The organism is Lysobacter changpingensis (genome assembly GCF_017308985.1).
GTDB lineage: Bacteria > Pseudomonadota > Gammaproteobacteria > Xanthomonadales > Xanthomonadaceae > Lysobacter_J > Lysobacter_J changpingensis.
Window position 1 is genome coordinate 1050747 of sequence record NZ_JADWPE010000002.1, and the last position, 24456, is coordinate 1075202.

Consider the following 24456-nt stretch of genomic DNA (forward strand, 5'->3'; position numbering starts at 1 on the left):
GACCGCGCGTCTTCGGTGCCGATGCGCCGTCGTTCGACGACGCGTCGAGGACCTGCGGTACGTCTTAGTGCGAAGCGGCGATCAGCTCGCCCGCGCCCTGCGCCAACAGCTGTCTGGCGACGTCGAGTCCAAGCGCTTCCGGCGCATCGCCCTCACCTTCGCCCTCGGCACGAACGAGCACGCCATCGCTCGCCGAACCGACCAGGCCCGACAGGTGCAGGCGTCCGTTCTCCAGCCGCGCGAACGCCGCCACCGGCACGTGGCAGCTGCCGTGCAGCGCGCGGTTCATCGCGCGCTCGGCTTCGGCGCAGGTACGCGTCGCGGCGTCGTCCAGGCGCGCGAACAGCTCGCGCGTGGCGAAGTCGTCGTCGCGGCATTCGACCGCCACCGCGCCCTGCGCCGGCGCCGGCAACCAGTGCGGCGCCTGCAGGCGATCGCGGATGCGATCGTCGAAGCCCAGCCGTTGCAGCCCCGCGCAGGCCAGCACGATCGCGTCGTACTCACCCGCGTCGAGCTTGGCCAGGCGCGTGTTGACGTTGCCGCGCAGGTCGGCGAGCTGCAGGTCCGGACGCAGCGCGCGCAACTGCGCCTGGCGTCGCAGCGAGGACGTGCCCACGCGCGCGCCCTGCGGCAGCGCGGCGATGTTCGCGTAGTGGTTGCTGACGAAGGCGTCCGCATAGTCGGCGCGCGTGAGGATCGCCGGCAGCGTGAAGCCCGGCTCCAGTTCCATCGGCACGTCCTTGAGCGAATGCACGGCGCAGTCGGCGTCACCGCGCAGCATCGCCAGTTCCAGTTCCTTGAGGAACAACCCCTTGCCGCCGATCGCCGCCAGCGAGCGGTCCAGCACCTCGTCGCCGCGCGTGCTCATCGGCACCAGTTCGACCGTCAATCCGGGATGCGCCTCGCGCAGGCGGTCGGCGACGTGCTCGCTCTGCCACAGGGCGAGCGGACTTTTGCGGGTGGCAATGCGGAGCGTCTTCATCGCGACATTATCGCGGAAAGGCGCGGGGGCCTCACGGCCGTGTCAGCCGTCGTAGCCGGGTAAGCGGAGCGCACCCGGGGAACGAGCGCGATCGCGGCTCCGACCCGGGTGCGCTTGAGTACGCGGGACTACAGAAGCGGAGCTTCAGAGGTGCTTGAGGGTTTCCTTCAGCCCCGCCACGCAGCGGCGGCTGACCTCCAGCGGCGCCTTGCCATGGCGCAGCACCGCCTGCACGTGGCCGTCCGGCGCGCGGCGCAGTTCGACGATCTCGTGCCGCGCGACCAGGCAGTTGCGATGGATGCGGACGAAGCGCTCGCCGAATTCGTCCTCCAGCGACTTCAGCGACTCCTCGATCAGGTCCTCGCCGCGCGCATGGTGCACGACGACGTACTTCTCCTCGGCGTGCAGGTAATGCACGTCCTCGATCGGGATCAGCCGCAGGCTGCCGCGCAGACGCGCGCAAAGATGGCTACGGCGCTGGCCGGTCGGGGCGGCGCCGTTGTCGCCGGTCTTCTCGCGGCCCGCGGCGAAGGTGCGCACGCGTTCCAGCGCGGCGGCGAGGCGTTCGGCGCGCACGGGTTTCACGAGGTAGTCGATCGCCTCGGCTTCGAACGCCGACAGCGCATGCGCGTCGTAGGCGGTGCAGAACACCACCGCCGGGCGCGGCTCGAACGCCGCCAGGTGGCGCGCGGCTTCCAGCCCGTCGATGCCCGGCATCGCGATGTCCAGCAGCACCAGGTCGGGACGGTGTTCGGCGCAGGCGTGCAGCGCGTGCTGCCCGTCGGCCGCCTCGGCGACGACCTCGACGCCGCGCTGCTCGGCCAGCAATCCACGCAGGCGCTCGCGCGCCAGCGGCTCGTCATCGGCGATCACTACCCTCATCGGCGCCTCCATCCCCCAGGCCGGCAGAGCCGTTGGGGGGAGGATAGCCCCGGCCGGGGCCGGCTACCAATCGTCGGAAGCGCCTAGCCGGCAAAGCGGCGCGAGAGCCAGTCGCCCAGGTCGCGGATCTCCTCGGCGCAGACCTGGTGGGCCATCGGGTAGTCGTGCCATTCCAGCTCGAAGCCCATCGCCTTCATGGCTTGAGAACTGCGCAAGCCTATCGCCGCCGGAACCACCGGATCGAACTGCCCGTGCGCCATGAACAGCGGCTGCGAGGTCGCCGCCGGCTGCAGTGCGTCGGCGGCCAGCGCGGGCGCTTCGGGCAGGTAGGTCGACAGCCCGGCGAGGCCGGCCAGCGGCACGCGCCGGCGCAGTCCGGCCGACAGCGTGATCGCCCCGCCCTGCGAGAAGCCCACCAGCACGATGCGCTCCGGACCGATCCCGCGCTCGTGTTCGCGCGCGATCAGCGCCTCGACCTGCGCCACCGATTCGGCCACGCCTGCCTCGTCGGCGCGGCTCCTGCCGGCGTCGGTGTGCAGCGCGTCGAAATCGAAATGCACGATGTCGTACCACGCACGCATGCGCATGCCGTTGTTGATCGTCACCGGCCGCACCGGCGCATGCGGGAACACGAAGCGCAGCGCGGGCCAGTCGGGACGGACGAGTTCCGGCACGATCGGCGCGAAATCGTGGCCGTCGGCGCCCAGGCCATGCAGCCAGAGCACCGTCCACGACGGCGACGGGGCGGTTTCGAATTCGACGGTGTCCAGCAGCGGGGCGGTGGCGTTCATGGCCGCATTGTCGCCGCTGTGCGACGGCGCGCCAATCAGCCCTTTGAATCCGGCGGCAGGCGGAACGTCAGCGTGCGCGTGGTGCTCACGCGATGCGGCGTGGGTTCGAACTGCCAGCGCGCGGCCGCGGCGAGCGCGGCCTGTTCGAACAGGCCTTCCGGCTGCGCGGACACGGTGCGCACGTCGGTGACGCTGCCATCGGGCTGGATGGTGAAGGCGACCTGCACACGGCCTTCGATGCGGCGATTGCGCGCGGCCAGCGGATAACGCGGGGCGGCATCGCGAAGCAGGCGCGGCAACGAGGCCGGTTCCGGTGCGCTGCGAACGACGGGTGCGGGCGGCGTGGTCTCCTTCGGCGCGGGCGGCGGTGCGGCTTTCGCCACCACCGGCGCCGGCAACGGCGCACTCGGCGGCACCGTGCGCGCGAGCGCGGACGACGGCGCGGGCTTCGCGGGAACCGGCTTCGGCGCTTCGGCGATGCGCGCGCCTTCGTCGCGATCGGCGCGTTCCTGCGCGACGCGCAACGATTCGCGCAGACGCGGCAACGCCGGCGCCTGCGCGTCCATGCGCGCGAGCAGCCCGATCAGGCGGCGCGCTTCGTCGAGCTGCTGCTGCGCGAGCGCCTGCTCGGTGGAGATCAGCACGTACGGCTGCAATTCCGCGAGCGCCGCCGCGACGCCCGCATCGGGCTCGCGTTCGCGCAATGCGAGGTAATGCTCCACCGCGTTGTCGCCCGCCGGCGTGTGCAGGCGTTGCGCGCGCAGCGCGGCTTCGGCGCGTTCGCGCAGCGGTGGCGCGTCCATCCGTTCCTGCACGGGCTCGGGTAGCGAAGCCCCGGTCCCGGCCGACGCCTCCGTGGTGGCCGGCGCGCGCGACCGCTCGCATCCAGCCAACATCAACAACAACACACCCGCACCCGCAAGACCGACCCAACGCATCGCGCATTCCCCCGCAAAACGCGCACAGGCTAGGCAGCGCATGTGACGGCAATGCGGCAAGGCGACGGGACGCACGCATTCCGGCCGCAACGAAATTGTGTATCGCCACGTCCGGCACGTACCCTTCGCCGGATGTTCCGCATGCGCGCCCGCTTCTTCGTCCAGTTCGTGATGCTCGGCCTGCTGCTGGCCGGGCTCGCGATCAAGCCTGCACTGGCGGCGAGCGAGGAGCTGCACGATCTGGTCGCGCACGCGGCGCTGTCCGACGGCGGCGGCACGCACGAAACGCCGGATGAAGCCGACGCTCCCGACGAAGGCGCGCCCGGCGGCGAGCACGACGACGGCCACATCCACCTGACCCATTGCTGCGGCCACCAGGCCGCCGTGCCCGCGCGCGTGCAGGTTCCCGCGCATGCGCCGCGCAACGCGTCGCCGCTGGAACGCGCGCGCATCGCCTTCGCGCCCGCGCCACGCACCGCACCGTTCCGTCCTCCGATCGCGGCCTGACCTCGCCGCCGGTTCCGCACCGGCGTTCCGTCCGTCTTCCATCGGAGAGACTCCATGTCCGTTCGACCCGCGGCATTCGCCGCGCTGGTCGCCGTGCTCGTTGCGGCCCTGCCCGCACGCGCCGGCGATCGCCTCACCTTGGACGACGCATTCGCGCGCGTCGCCCGTTTCCACCCGGATCTTCGCCTCGACGTCCCGCGTGCCCGCACGCTCGAAGCCGAGCGCGACGAAGCCGCGCAACGGCCCGCGTTCACCGCTGGCGCTTCGCTCGAGAACGCCATCGGCACCGGCGACTACGCCGGCCTCGATGGCGCCGAACTGAGCCTCACCCTCGCCTCCGTGCTGGAACGCGGCGGCAAGCGCGAGGCGCGCGTGTTGCTGGCACAAAGCCGCATCGACGCGCTCGCGCTGCAACGCGAAGCCACGCGCCTGGACCTGCTGGCCGAAACCGCGCGGCGTCATCTCGCCGTGGCGGGCGCACAGCGGCAGGCGGAGATCGCGCGTGCCGACATCGAACAACGCCGCCGGGCCGTGACCGCCGCGCGCGAGCGCATGAACGCCGGCGCATCGCCCGAATCGGTGCTGCTGACGGCGCAGGCCGCGCTCGCACGTGCCGAGCTCGACGTGCGACGCGCGGAGCAGGCGACCGTCGCGGCGAAGCAGCACCTCGCCGCGATGTGGGGCGAACGCGAGCCGCGCTTCGAAGTCGCGGCGGGCGATCCACTCGCGCTTCCCGTCATCGCCGATTTCGACGCGCTCGCCGCCGCGTTGCGGCGCACGCCGGAACTGCTCGCATTCGCCGACCGTCGCCGCGTCGGTGAAGCGCGTCTGCGCCTGGCACGGGCGCAACGCAGCGCGGACCTCGACTGGCAGGTCGGCGCGCGCTGGCTCAATGCGAGCGACGACGTCGCACTGATCGCCAGCGCGTCGATGCCGCTGGGCGCCACACGTCGCGCGCAACCCGGCATCCGCGCCGCCGAAGCCGACCTGGCCGCGCTGGAGATCGAACGCGAATCGCAGGACGTGTCGCTGTATTCGACGCTGGTGGAGGCGCACGGGCGTTATCGCGTCGCGCAACTGGAAGTGTTGCGCCTGGGCGACGACGTGCTGCCGCGCCTTGCACGCGCCGAAGCGGCGGCCGAACACGCATGGCGCGCGGGCGCGACGAGTTACCTGGAGTGGTCGCAACTGCAGTCCGAGCGCACCGCCGTGCGCCGCCAGCAACTCGACGCCGCGCTCGACGCGCAGCGCGCCCTCATCGAAATCCAGCGACTGACCGGCGAGGCGTTCACCACGCCGGCGGTCGCCAGCGGAGTCACGCCATGAATCCCCACGAAACCGCCCTGCCGCTGCGCCTGGTCGCCCTCGCGCTGGCCTGCCTGACCCTCGCTGCGTGCGTCGACCAGGACGTCGCGAACACGCACGCCCACGACGAAGAACGCCACGCCACACGCGAAACGCGCGGCGAACAACAACCCGCCGGCACCGTCATTCCCGCCGCGATCGCCGCGCGTTCCGGCCTGCGCGTCGTGCCGGCCGTCGCGGGCGTGATCGCCGACGAGCATGAAGTCCAAGGCCTGATCACCCCGGTCGAAGGCCGCGTGGCGCGCGTGACGGCGCGTTATCCCGGCCCCGTGCGCGCGTTGCGCGCGAACGTCGGCGACCGCGTGCGCGCGGGGCAGGCGCTGGCGACCATCCACAGCAATCTCAGCCTCACCTCCTATTCCGTCGACGCGCCGATCGCCGGAATCGTCCTGGCGCGCAACGCCTCGGTGGGCGAACTCGCTGGCGAAGGCGCGCCGCTGTTCGAGATTGCCGACCTGTCCACGGTGTGGGTGGATTTGCACGTGTTCGGCGCAGACGCCGCGCACCTCGCGCCCGGCCACGCCGTCACCGTGTCGCGCATGGGCGACGAAAAACGCGCCATCCGCACGACCATCGACCGCATCCTGCCCGGCACGGCGACCGCGAGCCAGAGCACCATCGCGCGCGCCTCGCTGCCCAATCCCGATGGCCTGTGGCGGCCCGGCTCGGCGGTGCAGGCGCGCGTGACGGTGGACGAAACGCCGGTCGCGCTCGCGGTGCCGCTGGCCGCGTTGCAGCGCATGGACGACGCCGACGTGGTGTTCGTCCGCGAGGGCGAACGCTACCTCCCGCGCAAGGTGACGCCGGGGCGCCGCGATGCGCGCAACGTCGAGATCGTTTCCGGGCTTCGCGCCGGCGAACGGGTCGTCGTCGAGCAGAGCTTCCTGGTGAAGGCCGACATCGAGAAGGCGGGGGCGTCGCATGGCCATTGAACGCGCTCCATCGTCCGGTCTGCTGGAACGCGTGCTGCGCTTCGCCGTCGCCCACCGCTGGCTGATGCTCGCGCTGACGCTGGCGTTGATCGCGGTGGGCGCGTGGAGTTTCCAGCGCCTGCCCATCGACGCCACGCCCGACATCACCAACGTCCAGGTCCAGATCAACACGCAGGCGCCCGGCTATTCGCCGCTGGAAGCCGAGCAGCGCGTCACCTTCCCCATCGAAACGGCGCTGGCGGGCATGGCGAAGCTGGATTACACGCGCTCGCTGTCGCGCTACGGGTTGTCGCAGGTGACGGTGGTGTTCGAGGACGGCACCGACCTGTACTTCGCGCGCCAGCAGGTCGCCGAGCGCTTGCAGCAGGTGAAATCGCAACTGCCGGCCGGACTGGAGCCCGCGCTCGGTCCCACCGCGACCGGCCTGGGCGAGATCTTCCTGTACACCGTCGATGCCGAACCCGGCGCGCGAAAGGCCGACGGCTCGCCCTACAGCGCCACGGACCTGCGCACGCTGCAGGACTGGGTCGTGCGTCCGCAGCTGCGCAACACGCGCGGCGTGACCGAAGTGAACACGATCGGCGGCTTCGCGCGGCAGATCCACGTCACGCCCGATCCCGCACGCCTGTCGGCGCTGCAGATCACCCAGCAGGACATCGTCGCCGCGCTGGCGGACAACAACCGCAACGTCGGCGCCGGCTACATCGAACGCAACGGCGAGCAGTACCTGGTGCGCGTGCCGGGCCAGGTGGAGAACCTCGCGCAGATCGGCGCGATCGTGCTCGACCGTCGCGAAGGCGTGCCGATCCGCGTGCGCGACGTCGCCACCGTGGCCGAAGGCGAGGAACTGCGCACGGGCGCGGCGACACAGGACGGCCACGAGGTCGTGCTCGGCACCGTGTTCATGCTGGTCGGCTCGAACAGCCGCGAGGTGTCGAAGGCCGCCGCCGCGCGCCTGCGCGAGGCCAACGCGAGCCTGCCCGAAGGCGTCAGCGCCAACGCCGTCTACGACCGCACCGCGCTGGTGGACCGCACCATCGCCACCGTCGCGCGCAACCTCATCGAAGGCGCGCTGCTGGTCGTCGCGGTGCTGTTCCTGCTGCTGGGCAACGTGCGCGCGGCGCTGATCACCGCGCTGGTGATCCCGCTGTCGATGCTGTTCACCATCACCGGCATGGTGCGTGGCGGCGTGTCGGGCAACCTGATGAGCCTGGGCGCGCTGGATTTCGGCCTGATCGTCGACGGCGCGGTGATCATCGTGGAGAACTGCCTGCGCCGCTTCGGGCAGGCGCAGCTCGCGCTGGGCCGCGCGATGAGCGACGAGGAACGCCACGAACTCACCGTGTCGGCGACCGCGGAGGTGATCCGCCCGAGCCTGTTCGGCCTGTGCATCATCGCCGCGGTCTACGTGCCGGTCTTCGCGCTGGGCGGGATCGAGGGAAAGATGTTCCACCCGATGGCGATCACCGTCGTGCTCGCGCTCACCGGCGCGATGCTGCTGTCGCTCACGTTCGTGCCGGCGTCGGTGGCGATCTTCCTCTCCGGGCGCGTGTCGGCGCACGAGAACCGCGCGATGGCGTGGCTGCGCCGCCGCTACCAGCCGATGCTCGAATGGGCGCTGCGCCAGCGTGCATGGGCGATCGGCGGCGCGCTCGCGCTGCTGCTCGCCAGCGGTGCGCTCGCGCTGCGCCTGGGCACCGAGTTCGTGCCGAGCCTGGACGAAGGCGACATCGCGGTGCACGCGCTGCGCATTCCGGGCACGGGCCTCGCGCAGTCGGTGTCGATGCAGCAGACGCTGGAGAAGACGCTGCTGACGGTGCCGGAGATCGAACGCGTGTTCAGCCGCATCGGCACGGCGGAAGTGGCGAACGACCCGATGCCGCCGTCGCTCGCCGACACCTTCGTGATCTTCAAGCCGCGCGCCGACTGGCCCGATCCCGGCAAGCCCAAGCCGGTGCTGGTGCGCGAGATCGAGGCGCTCGCGCGCACGCTGCCGGGCAACAACTACGAGTTCACCCAGCCGATCCAGATGCGCATGAACGAGCTGATTTCCGGCGTGCGCGCGGACGTGGCGGTGAAGGTGTACGGCGACGACCTCGAGCGCCTCGCCTCGATCGCCGCGCAGATCGAACGCGTGGTGCGCGAGGTGCCCGGCGCCAGCGACGTGCGCAACGAACCGCTGGGCGGACTGCCGATGCTCAGCATCGAACCCGATCGCCGGGCGCTCGCCGCGTACGGGCTGAATGCGGCCGTCGTGCAGGACACCGTCGCCACGGCCGTCGGCGGCGAAGTGGCCGGACAGCTGTTCGAAGGCGATCGCCGCTTCGACCTGGTCGTGCGCCTGCCCGAACACCGGCGAAGCGATGTCGCGGCGCTCGCGGACCTGCCGATCCCGCTGTCGCCGGACGACGCCGGCAATCGCGACGAATCCAGCCTGCAGGCGAACTGGAGCGCCGGCGCGCCGCGCAGCGTGCCGTTGCGCGAAGTCGCGGCGATCCGCACCGTGCTCGGCCCGAACCAGGTGCAGCGCGAGAACGGCAAGCGTCGGGTCGTGGTCACCGCGAACGTGCGCGGGCGCGACCTGGGCGGTTTCGTCGCCGACCTGCGCGGGCGGCTCCAGTCGGAGGTGACGTTGCCGGAGGGCTACTGGATCGGCTACGGCGGCACGTTCGAGCAGCTGATCTCGGCCGGCCGGCGGCTCGCGGTGGTGGTGCCGGCGACGCTGGCGATCGTGTTCGCACTGCTGGTCTGGGCGTTCCGCTCGGCGAAGGACGCCGCGCTGGTGTTCAGCGGTGTGCCGCTGGCGCTGACCGGCGGCGTGATCGCGCTCGCGCTGCGCGGGATCGCGTTGTCGATCTCCGCCGGCGTGGGCTTCATCGCGTTGTCGGGCGTGGCGGTGCTCAACGGGCTGGTGCTGGTGAGCTTCATCCGACGGTTGCGCGAACACGGCACGCCGTTGCGCGAGGCGATCGTGGAAGGCGCGCTCGGCCGTCTGCGTCCGGTGCTGATGACCGCGCTGGTCGCATCGCTGGGCTTCGTGCCGATGGCGCTGAACGTCGGCGCGGGCTCGGAAGTTCAGCGTCCGCTGGCGACGGTGGTGATCGGCGGCATCGTCTCCTCGACGCTGCTCACGCTGCTGGTGTTGCCGGCGCTGTATGCGTGGGCGCACCGGCGAGCGAGGGACGAGACGCCAGGAGTGAGAAGCGAGAGAAGCAGGGCGTGAGCCTTTGCACCCGGGTAAGGCGAAGGCGCCCCCGGGGAGGCGTGTCCGCGATGGTTCAATCCGGGGGCGCTTCGCTTGCCCGGCTACAGGCGCCGCTTCTTGCGGCCCCCAAAACGCACAAGGGCGGAAGGGAAAAGCGGCCAGACGCGGCAACCCGCTCCTGCCCACTCCTCACTTCCGCCCTTGCTACTGCTGCAACAGGATGCGGTGGCGTCGCGCCACCGCATCCGGCGGTCATCAGGCCGCGGCGTCCTTCAGCTTCTTCAGCGGACGGACCTTGACCTTCACCGTGGCCGGCTTGGCGGCGAACCACTGCTCTTCCTTGGTGAACGGGTTGATGCCCTTGCGCTTCGGCTTGGCCGGAACGTTGACGGCGGTGATCTTCAGCAGGCCCGGCAGGGTGAACGCACCCGCGCCCTTCTTGCTGATCGACGCGTGGACGGCGCCTTCCAGCGCGGCCAGGACGTTGCGGACGTCCTTGGCGACGACGCCGGTCGTTTCCGACAGGTGCGCGACCAGGCCCGACTTGGACAGGACTTCCTTGATCGGCTTCGGAGCGGCCGGCTTCGCAGCGGCCTTCTTCGGGGCGGCCTTCTTTGCCACTTTCTTCGTCTTCGCCATATGTGTCTCGTGATACTCGATGGTTGATGGATGCCCGTAAACCGCAGCCAGGCAAGCGGAATGTAGGGCAACACCATCGCGCCGCCAAGTGGTTTTTTGCGAAAAAGTGCGGGAAATGGCCGCTTTGGCGAATCCGGGCGAATCCAGGTGCCGCAACGGCGGCGAAATGCCGGTTTTTCGACGCGCCGCATCACTGCCCGGCGAGCGCCACCGCCTCGCGCGCGAGACCTTCGATGCGCGCCCAGTCGCCTTCGCGCAGCGCATCGGCCGGCGTCAGCCACGAGCCGCCCAGGCATGCAACGTTGGGCAGCCGCAGGTAATCGCGGGCACGCGCGGCGTCGATGCCGCCGGTCGGACAGAAGCGCGCCTGCGCGAACGGGCCGCGCCAGGCCTTGATGAGTTCGAGCGCGCCGATCGGTTCGGCCGGAAACACCTTCAGCAACCGATGGCCCGCGGCGAGCGCGGCCATGACCTCGCTTCCGGTCGCCACGCCCGGCAGGTACGCCAGGCGCAGGTCGACCGCCGCGTCGAGCAGTTCGCGCGTGCTGCCGGGCGACACCGCGAAGGTCGCGCCCGCCCCTTTCGCGCCCTGCATCTGTCCGATGTCGAGCACCGTGCCGGCACCGACCTGCATGCCGGGCACCTCGCGCGCGATGGCGGCGATGGCGTCCATCGCCACCGGCGTGCGCAGCGTCACCTCGATCGCACCGAGCCCGCCGGCCTGCAGCGCGCGCGCCACCGCGAGCGCTTCGTCCACGCTGGACGGCGTGTACACGGGCACGATGCGGTGTCCGCGCAGCGCCGCCTGCGCGTCAACGGCGGACATGGAAACCCGCCTGCGAAGTGACGTCGGAGATTTCCTGCGCCGACACCAGGCAGAAATCGCCCGGGATCGAATGCTTGAGCACCGCCGCGCCGAGGCCGAAATGCAGCACTTCCGGCGGCGCCATGCCGTGGATGAGCCCGTGCAGCACGCCGCCGGCGAACGCGTCGCCGGTGCCGATGCGATCGACGATGCCTTCGAGCGCGTAGTCCGGTGCGCGGCGTCGCGTGCCGTCGCGTTCGACCATCACCGCCGACAACGTGTGCCGGTCGACGCTGTGTTGCGTGCGCAGCGTGCAGGCGAGCCATTGCAGGTTCGGGAACGCGGCGAACGCGCGCGTCGCCGCTTCGGCCACGGCCTTTTCGCCCTCCGACGGCACGCGTTCGCCCAGCACGATGGCGATGTCGCGATGATCGGCGAAGACGATGTCGGCTTCCTCGAAGATCCGCCGCAGCAGCCCGGCGGCGTCGCCATCCCACGCCTGCCAGAGCTTGCCGCGGAAGTTGCCGTCGAAGGACACCTTCACGCCGAGCCGGCGCGCGGCGCGCGCGGCATCGATGGTCGCCTGCGCCGTCGCGGCACCGAGCGCGGGGCTCACGCCGGACAGGTGCAGCCAGCGCGCGCCGTCGAGCAGCGCGTCCCAGTCGTAGTCGGCGTTGCGCACGAAGGCCGAATCGGCGCGGTCGTACAGCACTTCGCTCGGGCGCTGCATCGCGCCGTGCGAGAGGAAGTACAACCCCATGCGTCCGGATGCCGCGCGCACCGCGCGCGTGTCCACGCCATGCCGGCGCAGTTCGCCGATCGCCGCCGCGCCCAGCGCGTTCTCGGCGACGGTCGAAACCACCGCCGCGTCGTGCCCCAGCTGCGCGAGCAGGACGGCGACGTTCGCCTCCGCGCCACCGACGTGCACGTCCAGCGCCGGCGATTGCAGCACCCGTTCGCGTCCGGGCGCCGACAGGCGCAGCAGCAGCTCACCGAAACAGACGACGCGGCTCACGCCGGGCTCCTCATTGCGCTCATTCCAGTTCCCCGTTGGTTCTGCAAACCGCACGATTCTGCCTGCTCCCCGGCCCCGCGCGACCGCACGGCGAGGCGGTCCGCGGACTTCATGGCGCACCGCAGCATGCGGTCGGCCATCCCAGGTGCTAGGGTTTTGACCATCGGTGTCATTTCGCCGACAGGACCACCTTAGCAAGCATCGCAAGCCAGTCAACAAGCACCTTTGAAGCTGTTGCCATATGGGAGGGGAGAACCTATGCAATTTCAGCGTGCGCCAAAAAAGACACCGGTTACCTTGCTGGCCGCTTCGATCGGCCTTGCGCTGCAGCTGAGCGCCGCAACCGCCCTCGCGCAGGACGCCGCGCCGACGGCCGACGCCGCCGCGACACCCGCAGCCACCGCCGCCGCACCCGCGGCGGATGCACCACCCACCGAGCTGGACACCGTCACCGTCACCGGCTTCCGCGGCGCGCTGGAGAAGGCGCTGGAGAAGAAGCGCAGCGAGATCGGCGTGGTGGACGCGATCGTCGCCGAGGACATCGCCGACTTTCCCGACCTCAACCTCGCCGAATCGCTGCAGCGCATCCCGGGCGTGTCGATCTCGCGCGACGCCGGCGAAGGCCGCAACATCTCCGTGCGCGGCCTGGACAGCCAGTTCACCCGCGTGCGCATCAACGGCATGGAGGCGCTGACCACCACCGGCGGCACCGACAGCTCCGGCGGCGCGAACCGCGGTCGCGGCTTCGACTTCAACGTCTTCGCCTCCGAGCTGTTCAACAGCATCACCGTGCGCAAGACCGCCTCGGCCGACATCGAGGAAGGCGCGCTCGGCGCCACGGTGGACCTGCAGACCGCGCGTCCGTTCGACTACGACGGCTTCACCTTCGTCACCGGCGCGCAGCTGGGTTACAACGACCTTGCCGGCGACATCGATCCGCGCGCGACCATGCTCATCAGCAACACCTGGGCGGACAACCGCTTCGGCGCGCTGATGTCGGTGGCCTACACCAAGCGCCGCCTGCTCGAGGAAGGCCACAGCACCGTGCGCTGGGATCGCGGCACCAGCAGCGGCGGTTTCTCCGAGGATTCGCCGTTCGCCGACGCGAACAGCGAGGACGTGTTCCATCCGCGCATCCCGCGCTACGGCGTGATGGAGCACGAGCAGGAACGCCTGGGCGTGACCGCGTCGCTGCAGTTCGATCCGACCGACAAGACGTCGCTGGGCCTGGACGTGATGTACGCCGATCTCGACGCCACGCGCACCGAGAACTTCCTCAACGGCCTGTCCTTCAGCCGCGGCGGCGCGGGCAAGCCGCAGACGGTGGTGCGCGACGGCGCGATCGATGGCCGCGGCAACCTCGTCCATGGCGTGTTCGACAACGTCGACGTGCGTTCGGAAGCGCGTTACGACGAGCTGGAAACCAGATTCACCCAGTTCAACTTCTACGCCGACCACGAGCTGACCGACGACTTCAGGCTGCATTTCGAGGCCGGCCGTGCGAAGTCGGAGTTCGAGAACCCGATCCAGACCACGATCACGCTGGACCACCTCGACGCCGACGGCTACGTCTACGACTACCGCAACGACGATCGCCTGCCGGTCATCACCACCGGGTTCGACGTGAACGACCCGGCGCAGTGGGGCTTCATCGACGGCACCTCCGAAATCCGCCTGCGACCGCAGTACGCCGACAACACCATCGACAACGTGTCGCTGGGCATGGCGTGGACGCTCACGGACCACTTCACGCTCAAGGGCGGCGGCCAGTTCAAGGAATACACCTTCGACACGCGCGAGGAACGCCGCGCGTCCGAGCTCGTCGTGCCCGCGCTGCCGGACGGCACGACGCTGGCCGACCTCACCCGAACGATCGGGCTGGAGGACATCGGCGGCGTCGGCGACGGGCGCTGGCTGATTCCCGACATCGACGCGTTCAACCGCGCGTTCGACATCTACAGCGACGACGGCATCTTCGCCGTCAGCGACCAGGTGGCCTCGGTGCTGGGCAACAACCGTTCGGTGACCGAACGCGACCAGGGCTTCTGGCTGCAGGCGGACTTCAACGCGCAACTGGGCTCGCTGCCGCTGAGCGGCAACATCGGCCTGCGCCAGGTAACGACGCGGCAGAGTTCCACCGGCTGGTCCACGGTGGGCGGCGAGCCCGTGCTGACCACCGTCGAACGCAGCTACGAGGACACGCTGCCGTCGCTGAACCTCGTCGCCGACGTGACGCCGGATTTCCTGGTCCGCTTCGCCGCGGCGAAGGTGATGGCGCGCCCGGGCCTGAACAACCTCACGCCCGGCGTGACGGTGAACGTCTCCGGCGGCAATCGCGTGGTGAACGGCGGCAACCCGCTGCTCGATCCCTTCCGCGCGAAGACCGCCGACCTGTCGTTGGAATGGTATTTCGCCGAGGAATCGCTGCTCGCGCTGGGCCTGTTCTACAAGGACATCGACAGCTTCGTGCAAACCTCGCGCGAAACGCGGCCGTATTCCACCTCGGGCCTGCCGGCGAGCCTGCTGGAAGGCACCGGCGCGACGGTGAACGACGAGTTCCAGTTCAACATCCCGCTCAACACGCCAGGCGGTCCGCTCAAGGGCCTGGAATTCACCTACCAGCAGCCGTTCGTGTTCCTGCCCGGCTTCTGGAGCGATTTCGGCGTGCAGCTGAACTACACCTACGTCGATTCGAAGATCCAGCACATGACCTCGGCCGGCGAGACGTCGCTGCGCACCGACCTCACCGGCCTGTCGAAGAACGCCTACAACGCGACGCTCTACTACGAAGGCGAGAAGTTCAGCGCGCGCGTGTCGGCGGCGTATCGCGACGACTTCCTGACCACCGTGCCGGGCCGCAACAACAACGACGTGGAAGGCACCGCGGAAACGCTGACGATCGACATGTCGGCGTCGTACCGGATCAACGATCACTTCGAACTGACGCTGGAAGGCCTGAACCTCACCGACGAGTTCCAGGACCAGTGGGTCGACTCGATCGGCGACCGCGCCTCGGTCTACCACCACACGGGCCGGCAGTACTTCCTCGGTGCGCGTTACAAGTTCTGAGGAATGGAACGGCGCCGCCGTGATGCGGGCGGCGCTGTTCTCGGCGAACGCGGAGCCGCGCGAATGAGCGATGCGCGGTTGCCGCGATGCGGTGATGCTGTTCCGGATTCGCGACGAAGGTTCCTGCAAACCACCTTCGCGTGCTGCACCGCCGCGTTCCTGCCCCCTCCCCTGCTCGCAGCGGTGAGGAAGGACGCTTGCGCGCCACTGGCGCGCGTCCGGACGAACGCCATCGGGCCGTGCCCGATGGCCGCGGGGTGGAGCGGGGCGAAGTCGCTCGCGAAAACGTACGGGCAAACAGCCTTCGACGCCATCGTCGCAAAGACGCCACGCCCCGAAGCCCCCACCTACCCCACCATCGCCGAAGCCCTCGGCGCAGCGCCGGCGAACGGGACGAAAGCCTTCCGCATCCTCATCACCCGCGGTCGCTGGCACGAAAAACTGCTGGTCGACAAACCGAACGTGCACCTCGTCGGCGAGGATCGCACCGGAAGCGTCCTCACCTTCGACGCCGCCGCCGGCATGAAGCGTCCGGACGGCGAACCCTGGGGCACCTGGGGCTGCGCGAGCGTCATCGTCCGAGCACCGGATTTCAGCGCCACGAACCTCACCATCGAGAACGCCTTCGACTACGTCGGCAATCTCGCCGCACCGAAGTTCGAGCCCATCGGTCCGAACGGCGCGCAGGCGGTGGCGTTGATGCTCGACGCGGGCAACGATCGCGCCGCGTTCGAGCGCGTGGATTTCATCGGTCACCAGGACACGCTGTTCGCCGATGCCGGCCGCAGCTTGTTCCAAGATTGCCGCATCGACGGCAGTGTCGATTTCATCTTCGGCGGCGGCAATGCGCTGTTCGAGCGGTGCCAGCTGCATTCGCGCTACCGCCCGGGAAAGGAGCGCCAGGGCTATGTCGCCGTGCCGTGCACGCCATCGGCGCAGCCGTTCGGCCTCACGTTCGTTACTTGCCGGCTCACGCGCGATGCGGCGATTCCGGACGGCAGCGTCGCGCTTGGCCGCGCGTGGCGGCCCGGACGCACCTTTCCTGACGGCAAGTACGGCGATCCGGACGCGGTCGGCGCAGCGGTCTACGTGTCGTGCTGGATGGACGCGCACATCGACGCGCGCGGCTGGGACGAAATGGGCTACACCGCGCGCGACGGGCGCCGCGTGATGCTTCGATCCGACGACGCGCGGCTGTTCGAACACGACAGCTCGGGCCCCGGCGCGCACCGCTCCGGCTCGCGTCGTCTCCTTCCGCGCGAACGTGTCTCCGCCTTCGCGCGCGAGCGTGTGCTCGACGCGTGGCGGCCCGGTTGAGGCACTTCATGTTCAAGCACCTCCACGTCGCCCTGCTCTTCCTCGTCTTCATCGCGCCCGCGGTCGCTTGCCCGTTCCGCCGACGACGGACGTGAAGGGCAAAAGCCGTTGTAGACGTTGTAGCCCGGGTAAGCGAAGCGCACCCGGGGACGCGGTCGACTCTCCAACCCGGGTGCGCTTCGCTTACCCGGGCTACAAGAGCAGCCGCGTCGTAGGTCGTCGTTCCGAGAAAAACAGTTCTCTCGATAAAGCCGTCCTCGCGGGATAGTCGTCATCCCAGCAGGAGCAAAAGCAGAGTGGATTCCAGCTTTCGCTGGAATGACGAAGAGGTGGGTCACCACTAAGAGAGTGCCCCTGAGATGCGCGCCTGGATCCCGGCCTTCGCCGGGATGACGGAGAGAGGATGGGAGGGCGGAAGGGAGACGGCGGCGAGAAAGGGCGCAACCGCGCACCATGCCTCCCCTACTTCAACGGCTCCCGCCGCGGCAGCGCCTTCAACGGCTCCATCGTCTCCAGGTCCCAATCACCGGGAACGAACGCCTGCCGCGTCTCCTTCTGCACCGGATAGCCCCCCACCTGCTCCTGGCTGTCGATGATCCGCCCGCGTCCTTCGATCGCATCCGCGAGGATGCGCCGGTCCACGTCGTCGCGATCCCACGGACGCGCACCCGCGTTCGCGATCACCGCGTCCTGCACCTTCGACGACGGCAGCAGCGTCACGCCGAACGGCAGCGCCGGCGCGCGCTCCATCGCATCCACGCGGATCGGCGTCGTGGTGTAACGGCCCTGCTGCGGCAGCGGGTTGCCGAGGCGGTCCACCGCCAGGTTGTCCTCGAGGAACACGTCGACATCGCCCGAGCCGCCCACCTGGAAGAACGCGACGTCCTCGGTCGAGAGGCCCGCACGCATCACGTTGCCGCGCGCGACGACCCGCCCACGCGAATACGGGTGCCCCAGCCATTCCTCGGCGATGAGGTTGTAGTGCACGGCGCGCTGGCCCGGGTCGTAGATCAGGTTGTTGAGCACCTGTCCGCGCGCGCCGCCCTTGAACAGCGGGTTGCGCTCGTAGTTGTGCGCGTAGAGGTTGCCGATGATCAGCACGTCGTTGACGTGGTCGTGGATCAGCGTGCCCTTGGAATGCTCGCCCTTCTTGTGCGTGGCGTTCGCCAGGCCCTCGGCGATGATGTTGTTGCTGTAGGTGATGCGGCGCGAGGCCGCGTCCATCCACGCCTTCTCGTCCTCGCCATGGAAACGCGTGCTCGACGCCGACAGGTTCTCGTCCGTCGCCCACGTCAGCGAACAATGATCGACGATGACGTCGCGCGCGCCGCGCACGGTGGTGATCGCGTCGATGTCGGCGGAAAACGTCGGCATGCCGCCGTCCCCCGGGCGCATGCGGACGTGGCGGATCACCACGTCGTGCGTGGCGATGGTCAGGCCGCCCTTGATGAAGGTGATGCCCGGCTGCGGCGCGGTCTGTCCGGCGATGGTGAGGAAGGGCTCGGTGATGCGCAGCTCCTTCATGCCCAGATCGATCACGCCGCCGACTTCGAACACGACGATGCGCGGGCCCCGCATTGCGATCGCCTCGGCGAAGGAACCGGGGCCGCTCGCGGCCAGCGTGGTCACGCGCAGGATCTTCCCGCCGCGACCGCCCGGCGTGTGCGCGGCCCAGCCCTGCGCGCCCGGGAAGGCGAGCGCCGCTGTCCCGGGGGACATGGGTTTGGGCGACTGCGTCGCGGCGGAAAGGCCCGGGAGCGCGGCGGACACCAGCAACACGCCCCACGCGAGCGCGCGCGCCGTCCCATGAATCATGCCGTTGCTGCGGTGCTTCCCCATCCGTCCCCTCCCCGAGCCGTGATCCGAGTGTATGCCCCGATTGTCAATGACACCGGTTTCCTATACAACAGGCCCAACAGCCGATCAGCAGGGGACCGCCGCCGCATGGACAGACACCCGCCCGACGCGGGCAGCGACCGCGCAACGATCGCCGGCCGGCTCGTGGACGCGCGCCGCCAGGCGCGGGCGCTCCCCCAATACCCGGGTTCCGTGCCGGCGAACCTGGACGAAGGCTATGCCTGCCAGGACCTCGCCATCGCGCTGTGGGACCGCCCGGTCGTGGGCTGGAAGGTCGGCAGGATTCCGGCGGACTGGGAAACCACGCTCGGCGAGGAACGCCTGGTCGGTCCGATCTTCGAAGGCGCGGTGCAGGCGCCGCATGCGGGCGCGAGCGGCACGTTCGCGGTGATCCCCGGCGGTTTCGCCGCGGTCGAAGCCGAGTTCGTGTTCCGCATCGATCGCGACGCGCCGCCGGACAAGACCGCCTACACCGCCGCCGAAGCCGCCGCGTTCGTCGGCGCGCTGCACGTCGGTGTCGAACTCGCCGGCAGCCCGCTGCCGCTGATCAACGCGCTCGGCCCACCGGTGGTGGTGTCGGATTTCGGCAACAACGCGGGGCTGGTGCTCGGCGCGGAAATCACCGGCTGGCAGCGACGTGCGGCGGAAGAACTCACCTGCGAGACCTTCATCGACGGACGCCTCGTCGGCGAAGGAGGCGCGGCCTCGATCAGCGGCGGGCTGCTCGCCGCACTGGCGTTCGCGCTTTCGCGCTGCGCGCGTCGCGGCCATCCGCTCAAGCGCGGCATGCTGGTGACCACCGGCGCGGCGACCGGTATCCACGACATCGTCGCCGGTCAGCGCGCGCGGATCAGCTTCGGCGAATGGGGCGAGATCCTTTGCGACACCGTCGCCGCCACGCCATCCGGGGAGCGCGCATGAGCGAAGGCCGACACGACCCGCATCCGCAACGGCGCCGTTTCCTCGCCGGATTGGGCGCCTCGTGCGTCGCCGGTGCCCTGCCCGACGCGCTGCGCGCGGCGGAACCGGCGCGCGTGCTCACCGCCACCGACGTGCACGTGAAGGATTACCCGACCGTGCAGGCGGTGAAGTGGATCGGCGAGCAGCTGGAACGCGAAACCGAAGGCCGCGTGCGCCTGCGCCAGTACCACGCGGGTCAGCTCGGGCGCGAATCGGAAGCGATCGACATGGCGCGCTTCGGCGCCATCGACATCACCCGCGTCTACACCGGCGCGCTGAACAACGCCTTCCCGCTCACCCAGGCGCTGTGCCTGCCGTACGTGTTCGATTCCACCGAACACCTGCGCCACGCGATCGACGGCGACGTCGGCGCGCAGGTGCTGCGCGGGTTCGGAGCGCGCGGCCTGGTCGGCCTTGCGATCTACGACAGCGGACCGCGCTGCTTCTACAACATCAAGCATCCGATCGTGACGCCGGCCGACCTGGACGGCCTGAAGATCCGCGTGCCGGTGTCGGACATCTTCATCCGCATGCTGCGCCTGTTCGGCGCGAACCCCACGCCGTTGCCGCTGGGCGAGGTGTTCTCCGGCATGGAGACGCACATGATCGACGGCGCGGAGAACAACATCCGCAGCTTCCAGTCCAGCCGCCATTTCGAAGCCGCGCGCTACTGGTCGCACAGCGATCATTCGTGGGCGCCGGACGTGCTGCTGCTCTCGCGCCGGACCTTCGATTCGCTGCAAGCGCGCGACCGCGACACGCTGCTTCGGCTCGCGCGCGAATCGGTCGGCGTGATGCGCACGATGTGGGCGCAGCAGGAAGACGACGCGCGGCGCATCGTGAAGGAGGCCGGCGTGCTGTCCAACGAATGCGACATCCCCGCCTTCCGCGCCGCCGCGCAGCCGCTCCTGGCGTTCTACCGCCAGGACCCGGCGATCGACGCGCTGTACCGGCAAATCCGCGACCTTGCGTGAGGACTCCCATGGTGGCCACCGCACTACCGGTTCCTTCCTCGATCCTGCAACGCACCTGCGATCGCCTGGCCGACTGGACCATCGCGGTGGCGGCCCTCGCGCTGCTCGCGCTGGTGCTGGTGCAGGGCTGGCAGGTGATCGCGCGCTACGTGTTGAACGATTCGCCCAGCTGGACCGAGCCGGTCACGCTGCTGATGCTGAGCACCGCGATGAGCATGGGCGCCGCCGCCGGCGTGCACACGCGCCGGCATTTCGCGTTCTCGTTGCTGGCCGAAGCATTGGGGCCGCGCGCGAAACACGCGGTGCACCTGCTGCAGTCGGCGGTGATCGTGGTCATCGGTTTGATGCTGGCGTACTGGGGTGGCGTGCTGTTCGTCGACGGCGTGCACATTCCCACCGCCGGTGCGCCGCTGCCGGAAAGCATCGACTACCTGCCGCTGGCGGTCGGCGGCGCGCTGATGGCGCTGTTCGGGCTGACCCGGATGATCTTCGACGCGCCCGCGCCGGAGGGCCACTGACATGGCGATCGCATTGCTGTTCGTGATGTTCGGCGTACTGCTGGTGCTGGGCGTGCCGGTGGCGTACGCGCTGGCCGCCGCATCGCTGGCGACGCTGCTGTACCTGGACGTGCCGTCGATCGTGATGGTGCAACAGGTGTCCGCCGGTTCGGGCTCGGCGAGCCTGATCGCGATTCCATTGTTCATCTTCGCCGGCGAGATCATGCTGCGCGGCGGGATTTCCGAACGTCTGATCGGGCTGGCCTCGTCGCTGGTCGGGCGCATGCGCGGCGGACTGGGCCAGGTGAGCATCCTGTCGTCGCTGTTCTTCGGCGGCGTGTCGGGCTCGGCGCTCGCCGACGTGTCGGCCGTCGGCGGCACGATGATCCCGCAGATGGTGCAGCGCGGATACGACCGCGATTTCGCGGTGAACGTGTGCATCACCGCCGCGCTCGTCGCGCTGCTGGTGCCGCCTTCGCACAATCTGATCCTGTATTCGGCCGCGGCGGGCGGCGGCCTGTCGATCGCCGACCTGTTCGCCGCGGGCATCGTGCCCGCGCTGCTGATGACGCTGGTGCTGATGGTCACCTGCTACGCGGTCGCGCGGCGTCGCGGCTACGGCGTGGAGATCTTCCCCGGATGGCGCGCGGTCGCGCTGCGGCTGGTGTCGGCGCTGCCGGGCCTGGGCCTGGTCGCATTGATCTTCGTCGGCATCCGCGCGGGCATCTTCACCGCGGTGGAAAGCGCGGCGATCGCGGTCGTGTACGCGCTGCTGGTCACCAGCGTGCTGTACCGGCAGATGCCGTGGCGTGAGTTCCTCGGCACGGTGGTGCATGCGGCGCGCAGTGCGGGGGCGATCCTGTTCGTGATCGCCACGGCGGCGGTGTTCGGCTGGTTGCTGGCGTACCTGCAGGTGCCGTCGGCATCGGTGGATTTCCTCACCGGCCTGACGCAGGACCGCAACCTGATGCTGCTGATGATGATCCTGGTGCTGCTGGTGCTGGGCACGTTCCTGGATCTGGCGCCGATGATCCTGATCTGCACGCCGATCTTCCTGCCGGTGGCGCGCGCCATCGGCATCGATCCGGTGCACTTCGGCGTGATCCTGGTGCTCAAGGGCGGCCTGAGCCTGATCAGCCCGCCGCTGGGGTCGGTGCTGTTCGTCGGTACCGCGATCGGCAAGATCAGCATCGGCCAGAGCATGCGGACGATCTGGCCGTTCTGGCTGGCCGGCCTCGCGGTGCTGCTGGTGGTGGCGTTCGTGCCGGCGCTGTCGCTGTGGCTGCCGGCGGTGTTGAAGGCTTGAGGCGTTTTAAAGCCCGGATTCGGACTGCGAATTCGGGATTCGCGAAAACCGGCCGGATCAGGGCGTCGCGCATGCGGAATTCCGGACGATGGGCATCGCGGTGCCTGCTGTTCCAATCCCGAATCCCGGCACGATGCGACAGGCGGCGGCCAAGGCCCGGAGGGGCGGCTAGAATTCCCACATGACCGAACCCGCGCCGCGCACCCGACGTTCCCGCACCGCCTCGCCGCTGCCCGCGCCGGAGGACGCCGCACTGACCGGAAAGGCGACGATCAACGACATCGCGCGGCTCACCGGGGTTTCGAAGAAGACCGTCTCGCGCGTCATCAACAACTCGCCGCTGGTGCATCCGGAAACGCGCGAGAAAGTACTCGCGCTGATGAAGCAGTTGGGCTACACGCCCGATCCGCAGGCGCGCGGACTGGCGTTCCGGCGCTCGTTCCTGATCGGGCTGGTGTACGACAACCCGACCGCGCAGTACATCGTGAACATGCAGTACGGCGCGCTGGATGCGCTGCGCGATTCAGGCTACGAACTGGTGGTGCATCCGTGCGATTCCTCGAAGGAGGACTACATCGACGGCGTGCGCCGCTTCGTGCAGCAGCAGAAGCTGCACGGCGTGATCCTGATTCCGCGCGTGTCCGAGGACGAACAGCTGGCCGCGGCGATGCGCGAGATCGGCGTGCGTTACGTGCGCATCGCCTCGGTGCCGATGGACGCGGCGGCGCACATGCTGGTCACGCAGGACCGCCAGGCCAGCACTGAAGCGGCGAACTACGTCGAATCGCTGGGCCATCGCACGATCGGCCTGATCACCGGTCCGCGCCGCTACCGTTCCACGATCGAGCGCGGCGGCGGCTTCCTGGCCGGCCTCGACGCGCGCGGCATCCAGCTGACGCCGGATTACATTTTCGAAGGCGGGTACACGTTCGACTCGGGCGTGGCGGGCGCGGAATACCTGCTCGCCAAATCGCCGCGTCCGACGGCGATCTTCGCCTGCAACGACGAGATGGCCGCCGGCGTGTACAAGGCGGCGATGCGTCGCGGACTGTCGATTCCGGGCGACCTGTCGGTGGTGGGCTTCGACGACAGCCCGCTCGCCGCGCAGCTGTGGCCCGCGCTGACCACGATCCATTCGCCGACGCGTGACGTCGGCCGCCAGGCGGCGCAGATGCTGCTGGGCGAGGAGCCTTCGGCCGCCGATGCCGCCACCGTCGAGCCGCGCACGGTGAGCCCGCAGCTGGTGGTACGGGATTCGACGCAGCGACCCAGGGGTTGATTCGAACCCCTCTCCCCGCGGGAGAGGAAGCCTTTGTAGCCCGGGTAAGCGAAGCGCACCCGGGGCACCGGGCGCCTCCCCGGGTTCGCTTCGCTTACCCGGGCTACAAGAGCTGGTTCAGCGGTGCGGCGCCATGGTGAACCGGCGGCCTCCCTCACCCCATCCACTTCCCACTCTCTCCTCCGCACCCTCCCCCGCCTTTTGACACCGGTTACCAAAACCCGCCATCATCCCCTCAATCACCCGCCGGGCGGCGTCCGCGCGCCGGCCCGAACCACCGGAGAGGCCCGATGTTCCGCAAGACCTATCACGCCACCCACCCGGACATGATGGCCGGCGCCAGCAACGACCAGCTGCGCGAGCGCTACCTCATCGACGGTCTCTTCGTCCCGGGCCAGGTCGTCCTGAACTACTCGCACAACGAGCGCTTCGTCATCGGCGGCGCCGCGCCGACCACCGCCTCCGTGTCGCTGCCGCAGCAGACCGAGCCCGCCTCCGCCGCGGGCAAGCCGTTCCTCGAACGCCGCGAGCTTGGCATCGTCAACGTCGGCGCGGGAACCGGAACCGTCACCGTCGACGGCACCTCCCACACGCTGGAACCCAAGGACGGCCTGTACGTGCCGATGGGCAGCGCCGACGTCGCGTTCGCGTCGAACGACGCCACCACGCCCGCGAAGTTCTATCTCGCCTCCACGCCGGCGCACGCGCGCTTCGAGGCGAAGCACATTTCCATCGCGCAGGCCGTGCCGCTGGAACGCGGCGCGCTGGAGACCTCGAACGAACGCACGATCTACCAGTACATCGTCCCGGCGACCGTGAAGTCGTGCCAGCTGCTGCTCGGCCTGACCATCCTCAAGCCCGGCAGCGTGTGGAACACCATGCCGCCGCACCTGCACGACCGCCGTTCGGAGGTCTATTTCTACTTCGACCTCGACGACCAGCGCGTCATGCATTTCATGGGCGACCCGGCCGACATGCGCCACCTGGTGATCGCGAACGACGAAGCCGTCGTGTCGCCGCCGTGGTCGATCCACATGGGCTCGGGCACGAAGAACTACTGCTTCATCTGGGCGATGGGCGGCGAGAACCTCGACTACACCGACATGAACCAGCTGGACATCTGCCAGCTGAAGTAG

20 protein-coding genes are annotated in these 24456 nt (G+C 69.5%); 12 read left to right on the forward strand and 8 right to left on the reverse strand.

Annotated features, from left to right (window positions below; translation table 11 throughout):
• Window positions 1–64 precede the first annotated feature (64 nt).
• The 4 genes from hemC to I4U41_RS06540 form a co-directional block, all read right to left on the reverse strand.
• Window positions 65–982 (reverse strand): hydroxymethylbilane synthase, encoded by a 918-nt coding sequence (hemC, locus tag I4U41_RS06525; protein WP_206860272.1) that lies wholly within the window; start codon window positions 980–982, stop codon window positions 65–67.
• A 144-nt stretch (window positions 983–1126) separates the two neighbouring features.
• Complete coding sequence (locus I4U41_RS06530; protein WP_206860273.1) at window positions 1127–1864, reverse strand: LytR/AlgR family response regulator transcription factor; 738 nt, start codon at window positions 1862–1864, stop codon at window positions 1127–1129.
• Between the two features lie 83 nt (window positions 1865–1947).
• Entirely contained in the window at window positions 1948–2655 is a 708-nt protein-coding gene (locus I4U41_RS06535; protein WP_206860274.1) for an alpha/beta hydrolase, read from the reverse strand.
• Window positions 2656–2690: 35 nt separating this feature from the next.
• Complete coding sequence (locus tag I4U41_RS06540) at window positions 2691–3458, reverse strand: energy transducer TonB (RefSeq protein ID WP_206860275.1); 768 nt, start codon at window positions 3456–3458, stop codon at window positions 2691–2693.
• A 276-nt stretch (window positions 3459–3734) separates the two neighbouring features.
• On the opposite strand from I4U41_RS06540, the gene I4U41_RS06545 reads away from it, so the two are divergent.
• From I4U41_RS06545 to I4U41_RS06560, 4 genes are read left to right on the forward strand one after another with little or no spacing between them, the layout of a single operon-like run.
• Window positions 3735–4100 carry a DUF2946 family protein gene (locus I4U41_RS06545; RefSeq protein ID WP_206860276.1) on the forward strand — a complete coding sequence of 122 codons (366 nt, stop codon included), beginning with the start codon at window positions 3735–3737 and terminating at the stop codon, window positions 4098–4100.
• A 54-nt stretch (window positions 4101–4154) separates the two neighbouring features.
• On the forward strand, window positions 4155–5426 hold the full coding sequence (locus tag I4U41_RS06550) for a TolC family protein (protein ID WP_206860277.1): 1272 nt from the start codon (window positions 4155–4157) through the stop codon (window positions 5424–5426).
• Window positions 5423–6397, forward strand: coding sequence for an efflux RND transporter periplasmic adaptor subunit (locus tag I4U41_RS06555; protein WP_206860278.1), 975 nt, complete (start codon window positions 5423–5425; stop codon window positions 6395–6397). The genes I4U41_RS06550 and I4U41_RS06555 overlap by 4 nt, the downstream gene beginning before the upstream one ends.
• A 19-nt stretch (window positions 6398–6416) precedes the next feature.
• Window positions 6417–9620, forward strand: coding sequence for an efflux RND transporter permease subunit (locus I4U41_RS06560; RefSeq protein ID WP_206860433.1), 3204 nt, complete (start codon window positions 6417–6419; stop codon window positions 9618–9620).
• Window positions 9621–9857: 237 nt separating this feature from the next.
• On the opposite strand, the gene I4U41_RS06565 is transcribed toward I4U41_RS06560, so the two are convergent.
• The 3 genes from I4U41_RS06565 to I4U41_RS06575 all read right to left on the reverse strand — a co-directional run bounded on the left by I4U41_RS06565 (window position 9858) and on the right by I4U41_RS06575 (window position 12061).
• Window positions 9858–10241 carry an HU family DNA-binding protein gene (locus I4U41_RS06565; RefSeq protein WP_206860434.1) on the reverse strand — a complete coding sequence of 128 codons (384 nt, stop codon included), beginning with the start codon at window positions 10239–10241 and terminating at the stop codon, window positions 9858–9860.
• Window positions 10242–10431: 190 nt separating this feature from the next.
• Window positions 10432–11067 carry a bifunctional 4-hydroxy-2-oxoglutarate aldolase/2-dehydro-3-deoxy-phosphogluconate aldolase gene (eda, locus tag I4U41_RS06570; protein WP_206860279.1) on the reverse strand — a complete coding sequence of 212 codons (636 nt, stop codon included), beginning with the start codon at window positions 11065–11067 and terminating at the stop codon, window positions 10432–10434.
• The gene (locus tag I4U41_RS06575) at window positions 11054–12061 is read right to left on the reverse strand and encodes a PfkB family carbohydrate kinase (protein WP_206860280.1); all 1008 of its coding nucleotides are present in this window, start codon (window positions 12059–12061) and stop codon (window positions 11054–11056) included. The genes eda and I4U41_RS06575 overlap by 14 nt, the downstream gene beginning before the upstream one ends.
• A gap of 258 nt (window positions 12062–12319) precedes the next feature.
• Here I4U41_RS06575 and I4U41_RS06580 point away from each other — a divergent pair, with 258 nt between their 5' ends.
• Both I4U41_RS06580 and I4U41_RS06585 read left to right on the forward strand, forming a co-directional pair.
• A complete protein-coding gene (locus I4U41_RS06580; protein ID WP_206860281.1) occupies window positions 12320–15130 on the forward strand; it encodes a TonB-dependent receptor in 2811 nt (936 codons plus the stop codon).
• A gap of 246 nt (window positions 15131–15376) precedes the next feature.
• Window positions 15377–16447: a pectinesterase family protein gene (locus I4U41_RS06585; RefSeq protein WP_206860282.1), complete on the forward strand. Its 1071-nt coding sequence runs from the start codon at window positions 15377–15379 to the stop codon at window positions 16445–16447.
• 462 nt (window positions 16448–16909) lie between these two features.
• On the opposite strand, the gene I4U41_RS06590 is transcribed toward I4U41_RS06585, so the two are convergent.
• Window positions 16910–18262 carry a pectate lyase family protein gene (locus tag I4U41_RS06590; RefSeq protein ID WP_206860283.1) on the reverse strand — a complete coding sequence of 451 codons (1353 nt, stop codon included), beginning with the start codon at window positions 18260–18262 and terminating at the stop codon, window positions 16910–16912.
• A gap of 129 nt (window positions 18263–18391) precedes the next feature.
• Here I4U41_RS06590 and I4U41_RS06595 point away from each other — a divergent pair, with 129 nt between their 5' ends.
• The 6 genes from I4U41_RS06595 (at window position 18392) to kduI (ending at window position 24456) form a co-directional block, all read left to right on the forward strand.
• Complete coding sequence (locus I4U41_RS06595) at window positions 18392–19225, forward strand: 2-keto-4-pentenoate hydratase (RefSeq protein ID WP_206860284.1); 834 nt, start codon at window positions 18392–18394, stop codon at window positions 19223–19225.
• Window positions 19222–20238, forward strand: a complete 1017-nt coding sequence (locus tag I4U41_RS06600) for a TRAP transporter substrate-binding protein (RefSeq protein WP_206860285.1) — start codon at window positions 19222–19224, stop codon at window positions 20236–20238. The genes I4U41_RS06595 and I4U41_RS06600 overlap by 4 nt, the downstream gene beginning before the upstream one ends.
• A gap of 8 nt (window positions 20239–20246) precedes the next feature.
• Window positions 20247–20756 carry a TRAP transporter small permease gene (locus I4U41_RS06605; RefSeq protein ID WP_206860286.1) on the forward strand — a complete coding sequence of 170 codons (510 nt, stop codon included), beginning with the start codon at window positions 20247–20249 and terminating at the stop codon, window positions 20754–20756.
• A gap of 1 nt (window position 20757) precedes the next feature.
• Complete coding sequence (locus I4U41_RS06610; RefSeq protein ID WP_206860287.1) at window positions 20758–22041, forward strand: TRAP transporter large permease; 1284 nt, start codon at window positions 20758–20760, stop codon at window positions 22039–22041.
• 181 nt (window positions 22042–22222) lie between these two features.
• Window positions 22223–23320 carry a LacI family DNA-binding transcriptional regulator gene (locus I4U41_RS06615; RefSeq protein WP_206860288.1) on the forward strand — a complete coding sequence of 366 codons (1098 nt, stop codon included), beginning with the start codon at window positions 22223–22225 and terminating at the stop codon, window positions 23318–23320.
• Window positions 23321–23610: 290 nt separating this feature from the next.
• The gene (gene kduI, locus I4U41_RS06620) at window positions 23611–24456 is read left to right on the forward strand and encodes a 5-dehydro-4-deoxy-D-glucuronate isomerase (RefSeq protein WP_206860289.1); all 846 of its coding nucleotides are present in this window, start codon (window positions 23611–23613) and stop codon (window positions 24454–24456) included.

What these genes read in the sequence shown, in the direction of transcription:
- hemC (WP_206860272.1), bottom strand. Translation starts at nt 982, where the DNA reads ATGAAGACGCTCCGCATTGCCACCCGCAAAAGTCCGCTCGCCCTGTGG.
- I4U41_RS06530 (WP_206860273.1), bottom strand. Translation starts at nt 1,864, where the DNA reads ATGAGGGTAGTGATCGCCGATGACGAGCCGCTGGCGCGCGAGCGCCTG.
- I4U41_RS06535 (WP_206860274.1), bottom strand. Translation starts at nt 2,655, where the DNA reads ATGAACGCCACCGCCCCGCTGCTGGACACCGTCGAATTCGAAACCGCC.
- I4U41_RS06540 (WP_206860275.1), bottom strand. Translation starts at nt 3,458, where the DNA reads ATGGACGCGCCACCGCTGCGCGAACGCGCCGAAGCCGCGCTGCGCGCG.
- I4U41_RS06545 (WP_206860276.1), top strand. Translation starts at nt 3,735, where the DNA reads ATGCGCGCCCGCTTCTTCGTCCAGTTCGTGATGCTCGGCCTGCTGCTG.
- I4U41_RS06550 (WP_206860277.1), top strand. Translation starts at nt 4,155, where the DNA reads ATGTCCGTTCGACCCGCGGCATTCGCCGCGCTGGTCGCCGTGCTCGTT.
- I4U41_RS06555 (WP_206860278.1), top strand. Translation starts at nt 5,423, where the DNA reads ATGAATCCCCACGAAACCGCCCTGCCGCTGCGCCTGGTCGCCCTCGCG.
- I4U41_RS06565 (WP_206860434.1), bottom strand. Translation starts at nt 10,241, where the DNA reads ATGGCGAAGACGAAGAAAGTGGCAAAGAAGGCCGCCCCGAAGAAGGCC.
- eda (WP_206860279.1), bottom strand. Translation starts at nt 11,067, where the DNA reads ATGTCCGCCGTTGACGCGCAGGCGGCGCTGCGCGGACACCGCATCGTG.
- I4U41_RS06580 (WP_206860281.1), top strand. Translation starts at nt 12,320, where the DNA reads ATGCAATTTCAGCGTGCGCCAAAAAAGACACCGGTTACCTTGCTGGCC.
- I4U41_RS06585 (WP_206860282.1), top strand. Translation starts at nt 15,377, where the DNA reads ATGGCCGCGGGGTGGAGCGGGGCGAAGTCGCTCGCGAAAACGTACGGG.
- I4U41_RS06590 (WP_206860283.1), bottom strand. Translation starts at nt 18,262, where the DNA reads ATGATTCATGGGACGGCGCGCGCGCTCGCGTGGGGCGTGTTGCTGGTG.
- I4U41_RS06595 (WP_206860284.1), top strand. Translation starts at nt 18,392, where the DNA reads ATGGACAGACACCCGCCCGACGCGGGCAGCGACCGCGCAACGATCGCC.
- I4U41_RS06600 (WP_206860285.1), top strand. Translation starts at nt 19,222, where the DNA reads ATGAGCGAAGGCCGACACGACCCGCATCCGCAACGGCGCCGTTTCCTC.
- I4U41_RS06605 (WP_206860286.1), top strand. Translation starts at nt 20,247, where the DNA reads ATGGTGGCCACCGCACTACCGGTTCCTTCCTCGATCCTGCAACGCACC.
- I4U41_RS06610 (WP_206860287.1), top strand. Translation starts at nt 20,758, where the DNA reads ATGGCGATCGCATTGCTGTTCGTGATGTTCGGCGTACTGCTGGTGCTG.
- I4U41_RS06615 (WP_206860288.1), top strand. Translation starts at nt 22,223, where the DNA reads ATGACCGAACCCGCGCCGCGCACCCGACGTTCCCGCACCGCCTCGCCG.
- kduI (WP_206860289.1), top strand. Translation starts at nt 23,611, where the DNA reads ATGTTCCGCAAGACCTATCACGCCACCCACCCGGACATGATGGCCGGC.